The sequence below is a fragment of the Sphingobacterium kyonggiense genome, from assembly GCF_039536825.1.
Classification (GTDB): Bacteria; Bacteroidota; Bacteroidia; order Sphingobacteriales; family Sphingobacteriaceae; genus Sphingobacterium; species Sphingobacterium kyonggiense.
The window spans coordinates 408,112-425,916 of the sequence record NZ_BAAAZI010000004.1 but is presented as its reverse complement, the minus strand read 5'-3'; the positions used below and the strand labels follow the sequence as shown (position 1 = coordinate 425,916).

16 protein-coding genes are annotated in these 17,805 nt (G+C 39.4%); 8 read left to right on the top strand and 8 right to left on the bottom strand.

Translation table 11 applies throughout. From position 1 onward, the window contains the following. The first annotated feature begins 106 nt into the window (after nucleotides 1-106). The 6 genes from tgt to ABD676_RS02890 all read left to right on the top strand — a co-directional run bounded on the left by tgt (nucleotide 107) and on the right by ABD676_RS02890 (nucleotide 7,761). Nucleotides 107-1,237 carry a tRNA guanosine(34) transglycosylase Tgt gene (gene tgt, locus ABD676_RS02915; protein ID WP_344673172.1) on the top strand — a complete coding sequence of 377 codons (1,131 nt, stop codon included), beginning with the start codon at nucleotides 107-109 and terminating at the stop codon, nucleotides 1,235-1,237. Between the two features lie 7 nt (nucleotides 1,238-1,244). Further along, nucleotides 1,245-2,327, top strand: coding sequence for an LptF/LptG family permease (locus ABD676_RS02910; RefSeq protein WP_344673171.1), 1,083 nt, complete (start codon nucleotides 1,245-1,247; stop codon nucleotides 2,325-2,327). Between the two features lie 11 nt (nucleotides 2,328-2,338). Further along, entirely contained in the window at nucleotides 2,339-3,217 is an 879-nt protein-coding gene (locus ABD676_RS02905) for a DMT family transporter (RefSeq protein WP_344673170.1), read from the top strand. An 874-nt stretch (nucleotides 3,218-4,091) separates the two neighbouring features. Continuing rightward, nucleotides 4,092-5,393 (top strand): ribosome biogenesis GTPase Der, encoded by a 1,302-nt coding sequence (gene der, locus ABD676_RS02900; protein WP_344673169.1) that lies wholly within the window; start codon nucleotides 4,092-4,094, stop codon nucleotides 5,391-5,393. Between the two features lie 18 nt (nucleotides 5,394-5,411). Next, nucleotides 5,412-6,878: a cysteine--tRNA ligase gene (gene cysS / locus ABD676_RS02895; protein ID WP_344673168.1), complete on the top strand. Its 1,467-nt coding sequence runs from the start codon at nucleotides 5,412-5,414 to the stop codon at nucleotides 6,876-6,878. A gap of 22 nt (nucleotides 6,879-6,900) precedes the next feature. After that, nucleotides 6,901-7,761 carry a DUF4440 domain-containing protein gene (locus ABD676_RS02890; RefSeq protein WP_344673167.1) on the top strand — a complete coding sequence of 287 codons (861 nt, stop codon included), beginning with the start codon at nucleotides 6,901-6,903 and terminating at the stop codon, nucleotides 7,759-7,761. 128 nt (nucleotides 7,762-7,889) lie between these two features. Here ABD676_RS02890 and ABD676_RS02885 read toward each other — a convergent pair whose 3' ends face one another. Then, nucleotides 7,890-9,263, bottom strand: a complete 1,374-nt coding sequence (locus ABD676_RS02885) for a peptidylprolyl isomerase (protein WP_344673166.1) — start codon at nucleotides 9,261-9,263, stop codon at nucleotides 7,890-7,892. A 172-nt stretch (nucleotides 9,264-9,435) separates the two neighbouring features. Between ABD676_RS02885 and ABD676_RS02880 the strand changes: the two genes are divergently transcribed. Next, nucleotides 9,436-10,530, top strand: a complete 1,095-nt coding sequence (locus tag ABD676_RS02880; RefSeq protein ID WP_344673165.1) for a lactonase family protein — start codon at nucleotides 9,436-9,438, stop codon at nucleotides 10,528-10,530. Here ABD676_RS02880 and mnhG read toward each other — a convergent pair. Genes mnhG through ABD676_RS02845 form a run of 7 tightly spaced genes read right to left on the bottom strand, consistent with a single transcriptional unit; the run spans nucleotide 10,527 to nucleotide 16,286 of the window. Then, nucleotides 10,527-10,943: a monovalent cation/H(+) antiporter subunit G gene (gene mnhG / locus ABD676_RS02875; RefSeq protein ID WP_344673164.1), complete on the bottom strand. Its 417-nt coding sequence runs from the start codon at nucleotides 10,941-10,943 to the stop codon at nucleotides 10,527-10,529. The genes ABD676_RS02880 and mnhG overlap by 4 nt on opposite strands. Further along, nucleotides 10,936-11,208, bottom strand: a complete 273-nt coding sequence (locus ABD676_RS02870) for a monovalent cation/H+ antiporter complex subunit F (RefSeq protein WP_344673163.1) — start codon at nucleotides 11,206-11,208, stop codon at nucleotides 10,936-10,938. The genes mnhG and ABD676_RS02870 overlap by 8 nt, the downstream gene beginning before the upstream one ends. After that, nucleotides 11,205-11,681, bottom strand: coding sequence for a Na+/H+ antiporter subunit E (locus tag ABD676_RS02865; protein WP_344673162.1), 477 nt, complete (start codon nucleotides 11,679-11,681; stop codon nucleotides 11,205-11,207). Before ABD676_RS02865 ends, ABD676_RS02870 begins: the two co-directional genes overlap by 4 nt. Then, a complete protein-coding gene (locus ABD676_RS02860; RefSeq protein ID WP_344673161.1) occupies nucleotides 11,678-13,195 on the bottom strand; it encodes a proton-conducting transporter transmembrane domain-containing protein in 1,518 nt (505 codons plus the stop codon). The genes ABD676_RS02865 and ABD676_RS02860 overlap by 4 nt, the downstream gene beginning before the upstream one ends. After that, nucleotides 13,192-13,548, bottom strand: a complete 357-nt coding sequence (locus ABD676_RS02855; protein WP_344673160.1) for a Na+/H+ antiporter subunit C — start codon at nucleotides 13,546-13,548, stop codon at nucleotides 13,192-13,194. Before ABD676_RS02855 ends, ABD676_RS02860 begins: the two co-directional genes overlap by 4 nt. Nucleotides 13,549-13,552: 4 nt before the next feature. Then, nucleotides 13,553-13,966, bottom strand: a complete 414-nt coding sequence (locus ABD676_RS02850) for a Na+/H+ antiporter subunit B (protein ID WP_344673159.1) — start codon at nucleotides 13,964-13,966, stop codon at nucleotides 13,553-13,555. A gap of 7 nt (nucleotides 13,967-13,973) precedes the next feature. Next, nucleotides 13,974-16,286, bottom strand: a complete 2,313-nt coding sequence (locus tag ABD676_RS02845) for a putative monovalent cation/H+ antiporter subunit A (RefSeq protein ID WP_344673158.1) — start codon at nucleotides 16,284-16,286, stop codon at nucleotides 13,974-13,976. Nucleotides 16,287-16,431: 145 nt separating this feature from the next. On the opposite strand from ABD676_RS02845, the gene ABD676_RS02840 reads away from it, so the two are divergent. Beyond that, complete coding sequence (locus ABD676_RS02840; protein ID WP_344673157.1) at nucleotides 16,432-17,514, top strand: metallophosphoesterase; 1,083 nt, start codon at nucleotides 16,432-16,434, stop codon at nucleotides 17,512-17,514. The last annotated feature ends 291 nt before the right edge of the window (nucleotides 17,515-17,805 follow it).

Genomic DNA, 17,805 nt, shown 5'->3' with positions numbered 1-17,805 from the left:
TATCGTAATAATACGGGTGAAAGGTTGTTAAGAATTACTAATTAAATGCCGGATATATCAATCGGTCGGAATTTTATAGTATTTTTGCGGTCGATTAAGGATAAGTATGAAATTTACGCTTCAGGCACAAGATAATTTTTCAAGAGCAAGAGCAGGGGAGATAGAAACTGCTCATGGTACCATAAAAACACCTATTTTCATGCCCGTTGGTACTGCGGGAACAGTAAAAGCGGTTCACCAACATGAATTGGTTAATGATATTCAAGCACAAATCATCTTAGGGAACACCTATCACCTGTACTTACGTCCAGGTTTAGATGTATTGAATAAGGCTGGAGGTTTACATAAGTTCATCAATTGGGATCGTCCCATTTTGACTGACTCTGGAGGTTATCAAGTATATTCCTTAACCGAAGTCCGTAAAATTAAAGAAGAAGGGGTAACCTTTCGTTCACATATCGATGGTTCCAAGCATTTATTCACACCAGAGAATGTGATGGATACTCAACGTATCATCGGTGCAGACATCATCATGGCATTTGATGAATGTACGCCATACCCGTGTGACTATAACTATGCTCGTAGATCTTTAGATATGACGCACCGTTGGTTAAAGCGTTGTTGTGATCGATTTGATAGTACAGAGCCATTGTATGGTTATGATCAAACCTTATTCCCAATCGTGCAAGGTTCAGTTTACAAAGATCTTCGTGAGAAATCTGCTGAGAAAATTGCCTCATTTAATCGTGAAGGAAATGCTATCGGCGGTTTATCCGTAGGTGAGCCTGCAGAGGAGATGTATGCCATGACTGAAGTTGTGACCAACATCCTGCCTAAAGAAAAGCCACGTTATTTAATGGGCGTGGGTACTCCAGTAAACATTTTAGAAAATATCGCTCTGGGTATTGATATGTTCGACTGTGTGATGCCGACTAGAAATGCTCGTAATGGAATGTTATTTACTCGTGAGGGTATCATCAATATCAAGAATGAGAAATGGAAGGATGACTTTAGTCCGATCGAAGCAGAAAGCGATTTATTAGTTGATCAAATCCATTCTAAAGCCTATTTACGCCATCTTATTCGCTCGCAAGAGATTTTAGGAGCGCAAATTGCATCTTTACATAATTTACATTTTTATCTTTGGTTAGTAAATGAAGCCAGAGAACGCATCATCGATGGTACTTTCTATGATTGGAAGAACAAGATGGTGGTAAAATTAGGACAAAGATTATAATCGAAGCATGAAAATTATCGATCGTTATATCATCAAAAAGTACTTGTCTACTTTTGTATTTACGGTAGCCATCTTCTGTGTGGTCATCGTAATCTTTGATATTTCGGAGAAAATCGATGATTTTAACAAGTATAAGGCTCCCATGTCCAAGGTATTCTTACAATACTATGCTTTGGGAAGTTTGCCTTTCTTCATCAACATGCTGACGCCGCTATTTAACTTTATAGCTGTTATTTTCTTTACCTCCAAGATGGCTGACCAGACGGAGATTGTTCCGATCCTCAGCGGAGGGATGAGTTTCAATAGAATGCTTAGGCCATATTTGTTGTGTTCGGGATTAATCTGTGCAATGACCTTGGTTTCCAATGTCTATGTCATTCCTTTTACCAATAAGGTCAAGGTTGATTTTGAGAATGTCTATGTAAAGCCGAATAAAGTTTCGAATACATCATCCTCTACCCACATGCAGATTGACTCCAATACCTACGTGTATATGGGTTCTTTCGATACCAAGGCTAAAGTAGGGTACAACTTCAGTTTGGAGAAGTTTGACGGCAACAGAATGACTGAAAAGTTAATGGCAGAGCGTATTACTTGGGATTCTACTCAAAATAAATGGAGCATCCACAGTTATACCAATCGACATATCGACGGTTTGAAAGAGCGTATGGATTCCGGAGAAAAGCGGGATACCACTTTAGATATGGCACCTCAGGATTTTGATGTCTACGAGAATGTCTTTACCACCATGAGTCAAAAAGAATTGGAAAGCCGTATCAGTAAAGAAGAAATTCGTGGTACAGGAATGATGAATGAATTGCTTCTTGAGAAGTACAAACGCATTATCAATCCCTTTTCAGCCTTTATCCTAACCATTATTGGAGTCTCCTTGTCCTCTAAAAAAGTCAGGGGGGGGATTGGGTTAAGTTTGGGACTAGGTATTGCCCTGAGCTGTATTTACATCGTATTGGAAAGATTCTCGAGTATGTTCTCTATCAAAGGAGGTTTGGATCCTTTAATATCGGTGCTGATTCCAAACGTTATTTTTCTATTCATTAGTTTTTATCTATTAAAGAAGGCGCCTAAATAAAGGCGGTTAACATGTCAAACCTTACGATTAATCGCAATATCCTAATATTGCATTTCACGGTCCTTATCTGGGGATTTACCGGGGTTCTTGGTGAATTGATTTCTGTGTCGGCTTTACATTTGGTCTGGTATCGGGTATTGATCGCAGCCTTGTCGCTATGGGTTTTCTTTATGTTTAAGCGTAGAAGTATCCGGGTCAGTATGGCACAATTGGGACAATATTTGGCTGTCGGAAGTTTAGTCGGTCTGCATTGGGTTCTGTTCTTTCATGCGATAAAAATTTCCACCGTATCCGTTACACTCGTTACGTTGTCTTCCGTAACACTTTTTACCTCTATTTTGGAGCCTATTATCAACAGGAAGCGAATTGCTATTTCCGATGTGATGGTTGGCCTTTTGATAATCTTTGGGATTTACCTCATCTTTAAATTTGAATTTCAATATTTCTGGGGTATAGTGTATGGTCTTTCCTGTGCGTTCTGTGCCAGTATATTCTCCATATTTAATGCGAGGATGGTGAAAAAGGCTAGCCCCACGATCATCACATTCTATGAGATGATAGGTGCTTTCCTTGTTGTTTCCATCATGTTAGCTGTGGTAGGTCAATTTGATCAGCAGCTTTATTTGAGCCAATCAGATTTTCTATATCTATTGTTGTTAGGTGGATTGTGTACTGCTTTTGCCTATGTGTTGGGAGTTGCGGTCATGAAAGAATTATCGGCTTTTACCGTGGCATTGACGACCAATCTTGAACCCGTATATGGAATTATCCTTGCATTGATGATCTTTGGTCATCGAGAAGCTATGAGTACCGGGTTTTATTTCGGTGCCATCATTATTTTGGGCGCTGTTTTTATCTACCCTTATTTGAAAACCAAATTGAAGTGGTAGTCATTAAAAATTTGACCTTCGGATAAATCATTTTATACCGAATAGACTTTACTGGAGTCGCTTTAAATTTTAATTATTTTACGTAATATTTCTGTTGTTTTTCCTAATAAATAAAACTTTTTTTAAAAAGTTTTTAAGTGTCGTTATTTTCACGACACGAATCCCTTGTTTCATAAATGAAACTAACTTGCCTCGCTCTTAATTTATTTCTTTTGTTCGTTATAATTTGTGGTTAAGCGGGAGTGTATAACCCTTATATATTTAATTGCAATCAATCGGTTGCGTGTTTTTTGATTTTTGTTTCTTAGAAAGAATGTCGTATATTTTCATTGAATTTATAGGAAAGCACTCTTTCTTATGTGTTGAAATAATATTTATTTGGTGTTTATTTCGGAGATTAATTAACAAAATCGGTTAATTTTTCCAAAGAAAATCAAAGAAATATGACCTGAATAATAATCAGCCTCAGGGGAATGATAAGAGAAGAATAGGGGGTGATTACAATACTTGACAATAAAGCTTACTGCTGTATTTCGGTAACGGATACAAATAGTATTTACAATATTTCTAACTGTTAATTTTCAAGACACATCAATGTCTGGTTGCCTGATCTTCAGGCAACCTTTTTTTGTGCCTTTTATCGAGTTAGTAATTGTTAATAAGCTTGAATAAGTCTTTTTTCATTGCTGTGATGTTCAATGTTTTGCTGCATATTTTGAGGAGTCTTGTAAATTGGATGTAAAAGCTTGGCGTATTAGCTATAAAATGTATTCCTATTTGTGATTTCTGACCAATTATGTTTGATTATTGCGTAACTTTGTACTTTTACAAAGAACTGTACTGTTGCCGTGAGGTAACAGAAGAATAACAAAATATGGCAAATATTGTAGCAATTGTAGGGAGGCCAAATGTTGGCAAATCCACTTTATACAACCGTCTTACGGAGAGTCGTAAGGCTATTGTAGATGATTTTAGTGGTGTTACCCGAGACCGTCATTACGGACAAGCCGAATGGATCGGCAAAAAATTCACTGTCATTGATACCGGAGGTTTTGTTCACGGATCAGATGATGTATTCGAAGCGGCTATCCGCGACCAAGTATTAATTGCTATCGATGAAGCTTCCGCGATTCTTTTTGTCGTAGATGCTACAACCGGAATCACTGACCTTGATGATGAAATTGCCGATGTTCTACGTCGCAGCAGTAAACCCGTATTTGTCGTTGCCAATAAAGTAGATAGTGCAAAGCAAACCCACGATACACATGAATTCTATTCCTTAGGACTAGGCGAAGTATTTAACATATCTTCCATGACTGGTTCTGGAACCGGTGAATTACTTGACGAGGTTGTTAAGGGATTAGATGAAAATCAGGAAGATGAGGACGAATTACCTAAGTTTACCATTGTAGGTAGACCTAACGTTGGTAAATCCTCCTTAACCAATGCACTTTTAGGTGAGGAACGTAATATCGTAACTCCTATTGCTGGTACAACTCGCGACTCTATCCGTATTCATTATAACCAATTCGGACATGAATTCCTTTTGGTTGATACCGCAGGACTTCGTCGTAAATCCAAAGTAAATGAGGATATCGAATTCTATTCGGTCATGCGTACTATCAAAGCTCTAGAGGATTCTGATGTAGTTATCCTGATGATTGATGCTAAAGATGGTATTGAAGCACAGGATATCAATATCTTCCACTTAGCGGAGAAAAACAAAAAAGGTATTGTGCTTCTAGTGAATAAATGGGATACCGTAGAGAAAGACCATAAGACAGCAAAAGCATTTGAAGATGCAATCAAATCCAAGATTGCGCCATTTACCGATATGCCCGTCATCTTCACTTCCGTTACGGAGAAACAACGTATTTTCAAAGCTGTAGAAACAGCTATGGAGGTCTATGAGAATAAAACCAAGAAAATCCCTACATCAAAATTAAACGATGTGATGTTGGAGATTATTGAGAAATATCCGCCACCAGCAACCAAAGGAAAATACATTAAAATTAAATATGTAACGCAATTACCTGGGAGATCGCCAATGTTTGCTTTCTTCTGTAATTTGCCTCAATACATTAAAGATCCTTATAAGCGATTTATTGAGAATAAACTTCGAGAAAACTTTGATTTCTCTGGAGTTCCTATTCAAATCTTCTTTAGACAAAAATAAACGAATCAGCAAATCAATATGAATCATAATCTCGTATTATACAATACCTTAACACGTAAGAAAGAGAAATTTGTCCCTATCCATCCAAATATGGTAGGGATGTATGTGTGTGGACCCACTGTTTACAGTGATGTGCATTTAGGGAATTGTAGAACCTTTGTTTCTTTTGATTTGATTTTCCGTTACCTCCTTCACCTTGGTTATAAGGTTCGTTATGTTCGTAACATAACGGATGCTGGCCACTTAGAAGGTGATAATGATGAGGGAGACGATAAATTTGCGAAAAAGGCAAAGCTAGAACAATTGGAACCTATGGAGATTGTACAGAAGTACACCTTAGGGTTCCACGATGTATTGCGTATGTTCAATACCTTGCCACCTAGCATTGAACCTACTGCAACCGGGCATATCTCCGAGCAGATTGAAATGGTTCAAGAGATTATCAAGAATGGTTTTGCATACGAAGTGAATGGTACTGTTTACTTCGATGTGGAGAAATATGTGAAGGAATATAACTACACCATCTTGACCAACCGCAATTTGGAGGATATGTTAAACAATACCCGAGAATTAGGTGGACAAGACGAAAAGCGTGGTCGTTTGGACTTTGCACTTTGGATCAAGGCTAAACCAGAGCATATCATGCGTTGGCCATCACCTTGGGGAGTAGGTTTCCCAGGATGGCATATTGAATGTTCAGCCATGAGCCGCAAGTACTTGGGCGATCAATTCGATATTCATGGTGGAGGAATGGATTTAGCCGCTACGCACCATACCAATGAAATTGCACAATCTGAGGCTTGTAACCATACAGCACCAGCTAAATACTGGATGCACACGAATATGCTAACTGTCAATGGAGCAAGAATGTCTAAATCAGCAGGAAATGGTTTCCTTCCAGGTGAATTATTCACTGGTAACCATCCATTGTTGACCAGAGGCTATTCTCCAATGGCTGTTCGTTTCTTTATGCTGCAAGCGCATTATAGAAGTACTCTGGACTTTTCCAATGAAGCATTAGAGGCAGCCGATAAAGGCTATAAACGTCTGATAACGGCCATTAGTTTATTGGATAAAATCAGCCCGTCTTCAAAATCTAACTTTGGTAATCTGGAAGATATTAAAGCCAAATGTTATGCTGCCATGGACGATGATTTCAATAGCCCAGTCTTAATTGCTGAGCTATTTGAAGTTGTGCGTATCATTAATTCCATTTACGATAATAAACTGACCATAAATGCTACAGATTTGGAAGCATTGCGCAGTTTTATACAAGCCTTTGTATTTGATATCCTAGGTCTTAAAGATGACCAAGTAGGGGATGTGGACAGCATGGATGATTTGATGCAAATCATCATTGGAATCCGCAATGACGCCAAGAAAAACAAAGATTTTGTGACTTCCGATAGCATCCGTGAGAAATTGACGGAGATCGGTATCCAACTAAAGGATAGCAAGGAAGGAACACTTTGGAATAAGATTTGATTAGGTAGAGAAAATATTAAGAATGATCTATAAAAAAGGCTTAACTCTATTAGCCGCTGCATTAGTATCTGTATCTGCATTTGCTCAACTACCAGATAAGGTAGGTGGATTATTAAATGTGGATAAAACTGCAGCAAATCTATCCAAAACGGAAGGTCCGCATACCGGATTTAAATATATGGTGGATAAACTATCCACGTTTTACGTGCCATCACCCGTGAATGCGGTTAATTATCTTGATAATAGACCCAACATTCCTGATTTGTTAACTTGGAATCCCAATCTAGTGTTGGTATCTCGAAGTTTAGATTGGGGAGTGACATCAGGACCTATGGAGTTCCAAAAAGTAGGTTCCCCTAAGCGTTATGGCCAATATTTGACCGTATGGCGCCGTGATAAAAAAGGTAATTGGAAAGTGCATATTCGTACTGAAGTGGAAAACTTCGGTAAGAAAAAAGCAGGAGAACTAGAGTATTACGAACCAGATGATAAAAACTACCTTAAGCATCGTTCTACCAAACGATTAGAGCAACGTGAAGAAGTAGTATTTCAAACAGATGAGTTGTTTTCTACAATTCTGAAGGCCGATACAAGAACAGGCTATAAAGAATTCTTAGCAGATGATGCTCGTTTTTACTTCCCTTGGCAGAATGAAATGGAAGGCCGAGAAAATATCCTAAACTTTCTTAAAAAAGAACGTATTGAAATAGACACGAAGCCTAGCGATGTAGGACGTGCCTATAGTGGTGAATTTGCTTACACCTACGGGACTGCAACTGTTGGGATGAAGGATAAGGTAGTTAAATTTAGTTATGTCCGTATATGGCAGCTAAAGGACGATTTCAACTGGAAAGTCATTCTAGAGATGATGTTCGAAAGATAAACAAGATTGAATCTACCGGAATAAGACTTGTGAATAAACAACTCGGATAGGTAGCAGTTCAAATCAAGGATAAAAAGAAAGGGGTGAATCGATAAGATTCACCCCTTTTTATATGGTCATTGTGCGAATTACTTCGCTGCGATATCGCTTGCTGGGGTTTGGAAAAGTCTTAGCTCTTCACAACCTGCGAAGTCTTCATTGATGCTTACGAAAGTAGTTTTCATTTTCTTCTCAAACCATTCACTCATACGGCGTCTTACTTTATCCTCTTGAGCGAAGTATTTGAGTTTGGCAAAATCCTGATCCAGACTTGCTTGGTGTGGAGGGATACGGGTTTTCAATAAATTGAAACGGTATCCTACTTTACCTGTACGTTCATCTTGGAACTGGTAAGGTTTAGAATATTCACCTGGTTTCAATGGGTCAATCGCCAAGAACAATTCTTTAGGTAAATTATCTACAGAAATTACGGTAGAACGAGTTGGCGACCTAGGGTCGATAACCATACCACCTGTAAATTTGGTTTCTTTATTATCCGAGTACATTGAAGCGGCAGTACTGAAGCTCATCTTGCCAGTGGTAACCAAGTTCTGTACCGAGTCTAATTTCGCTTTTGCGCGATCTAAGCTCGCTTGAGTCGGCTGAGTCAAGATCAATAAGTGTCTTACTTTTACATCCTCTCCACGGCGCTGTAATACCTGTAAAAAGTGAAATCCATATTCGGTTTCAAATACTGGAGAGATTTCACCTTCTTTTAATCGGAATGCCATGGCAGCAAATTCCTTTACAAAAGTCTCCCTTGGTTGGAAATCCATTTCACCACCACGTGATGCAGAGCCCTTATCTTCTGAATAGAAACGAGCAACCGTACCAAAATCAGTACCTGCTAATACTTGTTGACGGTATTTCTCTGCGCGTTCTTTGAAAATATTCTTCTCTTCTTTGGTCAACTCCGGAAAGATAGCAATTTCACCAATCTCTACTTCCGTATTGAAATAGGGTAAACTATCTTTATGAATTAGCTCGAAAAATTGTTTTACCTCCTGAGGGGTAATGGTAACTTTCTGAGTTAGGTTCTGTTGAAAACGTTCAGCCTTTAACTGCTCTGCCAATACCGGTCGCATTTCTTCCTTGTATTGTAAAATGGAGCGTTTCAATAAGCTTTCTACGCGCTCTTGACCTCCACCACGTTGAATCATATCGCGCATACGGGCATTCAGTTGATCATCAACCTCCGATTCGGAAACTTCAATCGAGTCAATTGCCGCTTGTTGAGCCAATAATTTAGTAATAACTAATTGTTGTAAGGCCATACATTTAAAGCTTTCATCCGGTGTACCACCATTCATGAGGTATTGGGCATACTGAGCTTCCACTTCCGATTGTAAAATCACATTGGAACCCACAGTAGCCACCACACGGTCAATAAGCTTTTCTTGTGCATTTGCTTGTACAGTAAATACAGCAAGAAGTAATATAATAATCTTTGAAAGGTTTTTCATTCTGTTTGTTACACGCTATTTTAGATAGTCTTCCGGCAAAATTATTAAATATTATGCCTTTTTTCTACTTTTATGACTGAAATAAAATAATATTCTTAATCAACCGTTTTAAAAGTTCAGCTAAAATAGGCATTGCATTATACATTTAGGCTGATTTAACCATATTTAACAGATGATAAAACCCCTTTTACCTATCTTAATTTTCCTCGCTATGTTCTATAGCCAGCACATACAAGCCCAGCAAATTCCACTTTATATCGGTACTTACACCCAAAAGAATGAAAGTAAGGGGATTTATACTTACTCCTTCAATACCAAAACTGGAGATGCTACCTTGTTGTCGGAAACCGAAACGTCTTCTCCTTCCTTCCTTGCTCGTCACAAAAACATTTTGTTGGCAGCAAATGAACTGACCGATGGAAATCAAAGCGTTTCAGCTTTCCGTATTGAAGATGGGAAACTAAACTTTATAAATAAACTGCCAACCACAGGTTCTGCTCCATGCCATGTCATTATTGACAAAAAAGGGAAATATGCTGTTGTGTCCAATTATTTAGGTGGAGCTTTAGATTTATATGCAATTGATGCGAATGGCCACATCAACCAAAATGATCATAAAAAATATAGCGGTTCCAGTGTCGATACCAAAAGGCAAGAGGCTCCGCATATCCATTCCGCTTTTCAAGGTCCTGATGGGAATATCTACGTATCTGATTTAGGTACGGATTTAATCCATGTCCTAGCTGTTAAATTAGAAGATGGGAAATACAAATTTAATGAAATTGAGACCATTCAAACCCCTAAGGGAGCTGGTCCAAGACACATCGCCTTTCATCCCAACAAAAAGTATTTTTATGCGCTGATGGAGATGTCTGCAGACGTCGTTGTTTATGAAAAAACAGGAAATTCCTGGAAGCAAAAGCAGGTCATCAACATGAATGCAGAAGGTTTTTCCGGGAAGGATGGTGCAGCAGATGTTAAGATATCCAAGGATGGCAAGTATTTATATGCCAGCAATCGGGTAGATGCGAATACGATAAGTACCTTTGCTGTTCAAAAGGATGGTAGCTTAAATAAAATTCAGGTTCAGTCTGTTTTAGGTAAAGGTCCTCGTAATTTTAATTTCTCTCCGGACCAAAACTTCGTATTGGTTGGAAATCAATTGAGCAATGAGGTGGTAATTTTTAAACGCGATAAAAAAACTGGTTCATTGAGCGATTCTGGAAAGCGTATCCAAGCCTTTAAACCCGTTTGTTTAATCTTTTAATCCGTTTCGTCCTCATCATTGGAGATGGTCTCTTCGGGATATTTTTGCGCCTTTTTAGGGTCACTTTCTAAGCAGTGTGTTTCTTTGTTGTACATGCCTTTCAGTTGATCGGTTACAGTTCCTTTCCAAAGGGGGGTACCAATGAAATAAGCTGCTTTTCCAATCATATGTGCCGCGATAGGTGCTGTAAGGATCAAGAAAAAGATAATCGCTATGGATTTGGTGGTTACCGATACATCATCCGGGAACATAATCGCCGCACAAATCAACAAGAGCCCAACGCCCAAAGTCGAAGCTTTTACCGTTACGGAAAGACGTAAATAGAAATCAGGCATCCTTAATACACCGATGGATGCAAACAATATAGACAAGGCACCTACGGTGCTCAAAAATCCCAATATCCAATCAATCATCTTGTTGTTTTTCTATGTAATACGAAAAGGCAATCGTGCCTAAGAAAGCAATCAGTGCCAAAATAATAGCAACATCCAATAGAACCTCTTGCTCTTGTCGGATACTATAAACCGTTATAATCCCAATCCCAATCGTGATAATCAAGTCCAAAGCGATCACGCGATCCACTACCGAGGGGCCCTTAAACAAACGAATAAAGACCAGTAACACTGAAATGGTTAATATCGGGAGAATTACAAAATCAAAATAGGTATCTAAACTCATCGCAATATCTCCAATAATTTACGTTCAACCCCTGTTTTTAAACTGCGAATAAAGGCCTCTTCATCCTTAAGGTACATCACATGGATATAGATCGCCTTTTTATCGTCACTGATATCCATAATCAACGTACCTGGCGTTAAAGAAATAAAAGTCGCCAATAGATTAATCTCAAAGTCCGTTGTAGCATTGACCGGATAACGCACAATACCTGGTTTAAAGAAGTATTTGGGCGTAATAACGTCATAAGCCACTTGCACATTCGCTTTGATTAATTCATATAGAAAGAAGAAGAAGAAACTGACAATCTTCGGTACCCGATAGAAATACCGTTGATCCGTTTCATTCCTATTCATGATAAATAGAACCCCAAAACCCAATAAATAGCCGAACACAAAGTTAGAGTAGTTCATCTGGCCTGTTAATGCTACCCAAATAAAGGACAGCAGGAGGTTCATTAGAAAAAACTTGATCATTGTTCAAAAGCTTTATCGCCCAACACCGTACGGATGTATGGGCTTGTGTCCATTAACTCGTTGGTTATTTTGTCCACTAACAAAATGATGTTTTCGGCTTGAATACCGATATATAGTGTCACTCCGCATAATAACAAAATCGGTAAGACCAATAATATCTTCTTGAATGGGGGCATTGTTTCAAACTTGTTTTCCACCTCGACATCTGCTGGAACATCTTTCCAAAAAACATCGGCCCACATTTTGGCAATAACATATAAGGTTACTAAACTCCCGATGATTAGGGCTGCCACGAAGAAATACTGCTTTTCGATAAAGGCTTCCTGAAACAAGTAGATCTTTGGCCAAAATCCCGATAATGGAGGGATACCTACCAAGGAGAAGAGTACTAGCGCAATGATGAGCGAGATAATTGGGTAATCCTTATACAAGCCTCCTAATTTATTCATATCCATAGTTCCCCGAACCTGACGGATAAAACCGGCAATCAGGAACATATTGGTCTTGACGATGATGTCGTGAATTAAGTAAAATACGGTTCCCATCAATGCAATCTTGCTAAACATGGCAATACCTCCAAGCATAAAGCCTATGTGGCAAACAATGAGATAGGAAAAAAGGCGACGTATATTCGGTTTGACCATTGCCCCAAAGGCACCAGTCAATATGGTTAGAACTGCCAGAACCATAAATAAGGTTCTTGTAAAATCATCTGGGATGAAAATCAAACTGAAGACCCGCAAAATAGCGTAAATACCTACCTTAGTCAATAGACCCCCAAATGTCGCTGCAACTGCCGAAGGTGGCGTATGGTAGGAGGAAGGCAACCAATAATACAAAGGAAAAACAGCTGATTTAATACCAAAGCCCAAAATAAAGAATATGGAGGTCACCCCAACCAAAGGTTTATTCGGGAAGTCCCGAATCTTTAAAGCCAGGTCGGCCATGTTCAAGGAGCCTGTAATGCCGTATAGAATCCCTATCCCTGTCAGGAAGAAAGTCGATGCCAGAATATTCATGGACATGTATTTCACCGCACCTTCTAATTGTGCTTTTCGACCCCCTAGTGTCATTAAAACAAAGGAAGAAATGATAATTACCTCAAACCACACATACAGGTTAAAAATGTCTCCTGTTAAGAAGGCACCATTTAATCCCATCAATAAGAAGTGGAAAATCGGGAAATAACCATAGAGCATTCGTTGTCTATTCAATCCGATGGATGAAAAGATGGATACGGCAAAGCCTGCAATGGAAGTTATAAGCACCATAGTGGTGGATAGTGGATCCGCCACAAAGACAATTCCGAATGGTGCATCCCAATTGGAAGCATTCAAATGCAAAGGACCCTCATTATAAACTTGGGCAAACAATCGGATGGCAATAAGCAGACCGATAAAAGCTCCGCCCACACTCAGAAAACGTTGAGAGATGGTCTTCCGCCAAGCAATCAACTGCAAAATTGCTGTGAATAGGTGGATGAATACAGGGGCTAAAATATGGTTATCGATCATATATCTTCTTCTTCCGGCGTGTTTAAGTCATCTAAATCATCAGTATCCACCAGGGCATAAACCCTTTTTAACAATACAATTGCAAATGCAGTCAAAGCGAAGCTGATAACGATAGCCGTTAGAATCAACGCTTGGGGAATTGGATCTGCATAAATATCTTGAAATACGTTGTGGTCCGCATCAATAACCGGAGGTTTCCCCTTCGTGATGCTTCCTAAAAGGAAAATAAGGATGTTGGTACCATTACCTAACAACATAATTCCCAGTAATAGCTTCACCATGCTACGCCTCAAGATTAAAAAAACCCCAGCAGCATACAGAAAACCCAGAACAACGACCAATAATAACTCCATAGGCCTAGTCTTTATTTAATGAAATGGTGAACAATATGGTTAATACAACCCCTACAACGACTAAATAAACGCCTAAATCAAAAAATAAGGCGGAACCAATCATGCCTATTACGGGAATCTTCTCTTCCCACCACAATCCCGTCATCGGTGGTAAACCGAAAAAAGTAGGCAATACCACACTAACTGCTGATATTCCCAAACCAATAGGAATTAAGGACAAGGGTTTTCTACGTAAAATCTTCATGGTCGCTTCAGCGCCATTGGCAAAACTATGTAAGACAAAAGCAATCGAAGCTACTAAGCCGCCAACAAAGCCTCCTCCAGGGTAGTAATGGCCCCGAAGCAATAGGAAAAATGAAAATAAAAGCAGTATGGGCAATAAATATCGTGTTGCTGTCTGTAATATGATACTTCGCATAATGTTGTTATTCTTTCTCTGATGATTTTAACCTTAATTTCAACAAACTATAAACCCCTAGGGCAGCAATTCCCAATACCACGGTTTCAAACATGGTGTCGATTCCTCGGAAATCCGCCAAGATAAGGTTCACCACGTTTTTCCCCTTTGCCATGATATAGGCGTTCTCCCCGTAAAAATCACTGGTCTGCGTTTGTATAGGTTCATACATCACCTTCAAGGCGATGATGGACAAAATAATTCCAAAACCTAAAGCCACTACCGTATCCCGATAACGCTGTTTCGCAGATGCTAGATTTAAGAAACCCGGAAGCTTATACAAAACCAATACGAATAAAACGGTACTCAGGGTATCAATGGAGAATTGCGTCATGGCCAAATCTGGCGCACTGTAGAACACATACATCAAACAAATACAATATCCGATGACACTCATCGCAACCACAGAAGTTAATCGGGATGGCGTCGTAACGACAATTACCAAGGCTCCTAAAAGGATGATAACCACAGCTACCTCATAGATGGTTAATGGAGTAAGGTTGTCGTAATCAATTAAGATTGGTCCACTCACCCAAAGCTTATAAATCAATAGAATTTCTGCAAAAACAATGATTTTTAACAAGTAGGAGCGCAGAAAGCCATTGTGTAAAAGGTTGGTGTACCAATTGGAGAAACGTAGAATGTCGTTGCTATAACGGGTTAAAATGTTCTGTGCAGATATACCATTGAACTGCTCAATCAGTCCTAATTTCTTCGTACTTGGTTTGTTGGCCAAGTAAAGCAGCGTCCCAACGGCTAAAGTAATTAAGCTTAGGATCAATACGGTATTAAAGGAACCATGCCATATCGCCAATTTCATTTGGGTCTCTGTCCCAAAAATGGCGTCTGCAGTCGCCATACTAAACCATTTTCCTACATATCCTGGAAAAATCCCAAATAGAAGTCCCAATGACGCTAATACTAATGGCGGTATCCACATGGATGGATAGGGCAAGTGTAGCTTACTAAACTGATCAGGTAATTTACCAAAGAAAGGTTTTATTCCGGCCATAAATCCAGCGGCAACTAAGCAGATATTCGTGGCGACAGCAAAACCTGTCAATATCCAAATCAAGTTTGAAGGACCATGAAGGGTTGCTTCATAGATCAAGTCTTTTCCAATGAATCCAAAGGTCAATGGTAGACCGGCACAGCTCAGTGCGGCTAATCCTGCGGCTATCGCTACGGGCAATAACACTTTTCTTAAACCACTTAGTTTCGTAATATCCCTGGTTCCTGTTTCGTGGTCAATAATTCCAGTCACAAGGAATAAAGTAGCTTTGTATAAGGCATGCACCAATATAAATACTGAAGCAGCAATAATGGCTTCTTTGGAGCCTAAACCCAATAGAAATACCAAGATGCCCAGTGCTGAAATGGTGGTGTAAGCAAGAATGGATTTTAAGTCAATTCGAAATAGCGAATGTATCGCTGCGAATAGCATGGTTAATCCACCTACGATCATCAAAGGATAAGACCATAGCTCTGTACCTCCTAGAATAGGGAAGAATCGGGCGAGCAGGTAAATACCTGCTTTTACCATGGTTGCTGAGTGTAGATAGGCCGATACTGGAGTCGGTGCCTTCATAGCGCCCGGTAACCAAAAGTGAAATGGAAACTGAGCCGATTTCGTAAATGCACCTAAGAAGATGAAAAGAAGTACCAAAGGGTAGCTTTGGTGGTTAAGAATCTGTTCCCTATGCTCAATAAGTTCTGAAATCTGATAGGTTCCAGCGATGTTAGCCAATAGAATTAATCCAGCTAACAGAAAGAATCCTCCCATCCCGGTTATGGTGAGGGCAGTCATGGCACTCTTTCGTGAAGCCGCTTGGTCGTTGTTAAATCCGATGAGGAAAAAGGAGCTGATACTGGTCAGTTCCCAGAAAATAAACAACAACAACATGTTATCCGACAGGACCAAGCCCATCATCGCGGTCATAAACAGAAATAAATAACCGAAGAAGCGGTCGAAATAAGGATGTCCCCTTAAATAAGTTCTTGCATAGAAGAAAATTCCAGCGCCAATACCTGTAATCAACAGCATGAAGAGCATGGATAATCCATCTAATCGTAAGTCAAAATTTACCCCTAATGTTGGGACCCATTTTATGTGTTGGACAACAGCAGAACCTTCCGCAATATTGGGTAAATAACCAAGGTAATAGGCGAAGATTCCGGTTGGAACTAAGGGCAAAATTATACTCCACTTGGATTTAAGCCTCGAACCGAAGGGTATTAACAGGAGAGCAGAAAGCAGACCAAGAAGTATAGTAAATAACATGAACTAACAATTAGAAAATTAAGGGAATCGGCTAAAAATAATAAAAATGTTGCATTTTTCCCGTTTAAATTAAGGTTAAAACTGAAAAAATTATCCCATTCCTTAGCTTTTATCCTTAGTTTTATAGGTACAATTTAACACCGTTATGAAAAAACAACCTATCCTAATTTATGTTCTATTGCTAGGACTATTTCTGACTGTGGGACAAACTTTCGCACAGCAGGTTTATCAAAAACCAAAATTAAGTGATAAAAATTCCTGGTCTCTGGTTTTATTACCCGACCCGCAATCTTACGTCAAATTTGAACGTAATGTAGGCATCATCAATATGATGACCACCTGGGTCAAAGAAACTGCGGACTCCTTGAATACGCAATTTGTACTCTGTACAGGTGATTTGGTGGAACAGAACGACTTGATGAACCCAAATGGTAAAGCCGCAAACCAAAACAGCCGACAACAGTGGACAAACATCCGCAGTGCTTTCCAACGGCTGGATGGTTATCTGCCCTATGTATTGGCGACAGGAAACCACGATTATGGGCATGTAAGTGCCGAATATCGTTCTACGCATTATGACCAATATTTTTCCGCAGAACAAAACGGATTGAATGCTCGTGCCTTACGTGAAGTAGGTCCAAATCTTAATGGAGCATCTACTGCAGTCAATGCAACCTTTGAATTCCAGGTTCCTTCTGGTAAAAAAATTCTGGTCATGGTATTGGAATTTGCCCCTAGAGATACCGTATTGCAATGGGCAAAGAAAGTTGTGGATAAACCCATCTATGCCAATCATGAAGTAATCTTGTTAACCCATGTGTTCTTGGATAAGAAGAGTCAACATATTGTAAAACAAGGTTATAAAATCGAAGATGCGAATTATGGTGCTGCGGTTTTTGAGAAATTGGTGAAACCTTCTAAAAACATCCGCTTGGTATTTTCTGGACATATTGGAGAAGCCGATAAATTCGATGGACACCTAGGTTTCCGTCAAGATAAAAATGCTGCCGGAAAAACCGTATCTCAGATGACCTTCAATGCGCAAGCAATGGGCGGAGGCTGGCATGGCAATGGTGGTGATGGCTGGTTAAGGTACCTGGAATTCCTACCAGATGGAAAAACGGTGAAAGTAAAAACCTTCTCACCTCTATTCGCCATTTCTCCAGCAACACAATATCTCGCTTATAAAACAGAAAAGAACCAAGAGTTTGAGTTCTCGATTGACTAAAGTTGATAAGACCGAGAAATAACAATAAATAATTTACCTTAAGAAAGGGTCAACGTACGGTGTTGACCCTTTCTTGTTTAACGATACGAACTGAAAAATTAGGCCCCATTGCGTTGTACTTTGTCTCTTTTCTTTATTTAAAAATATTCTAACTACTAACTACTGCACATAGGGCTAAGACTCTTCGCTTTGCTCTGAGTTGGAAGTGGTAAAACTAATTTTGCTTGGCGGGCGAAACATGCATCGCCCTACATGAAACGGAAAATCCCAACTTAATACCCATACCTAACA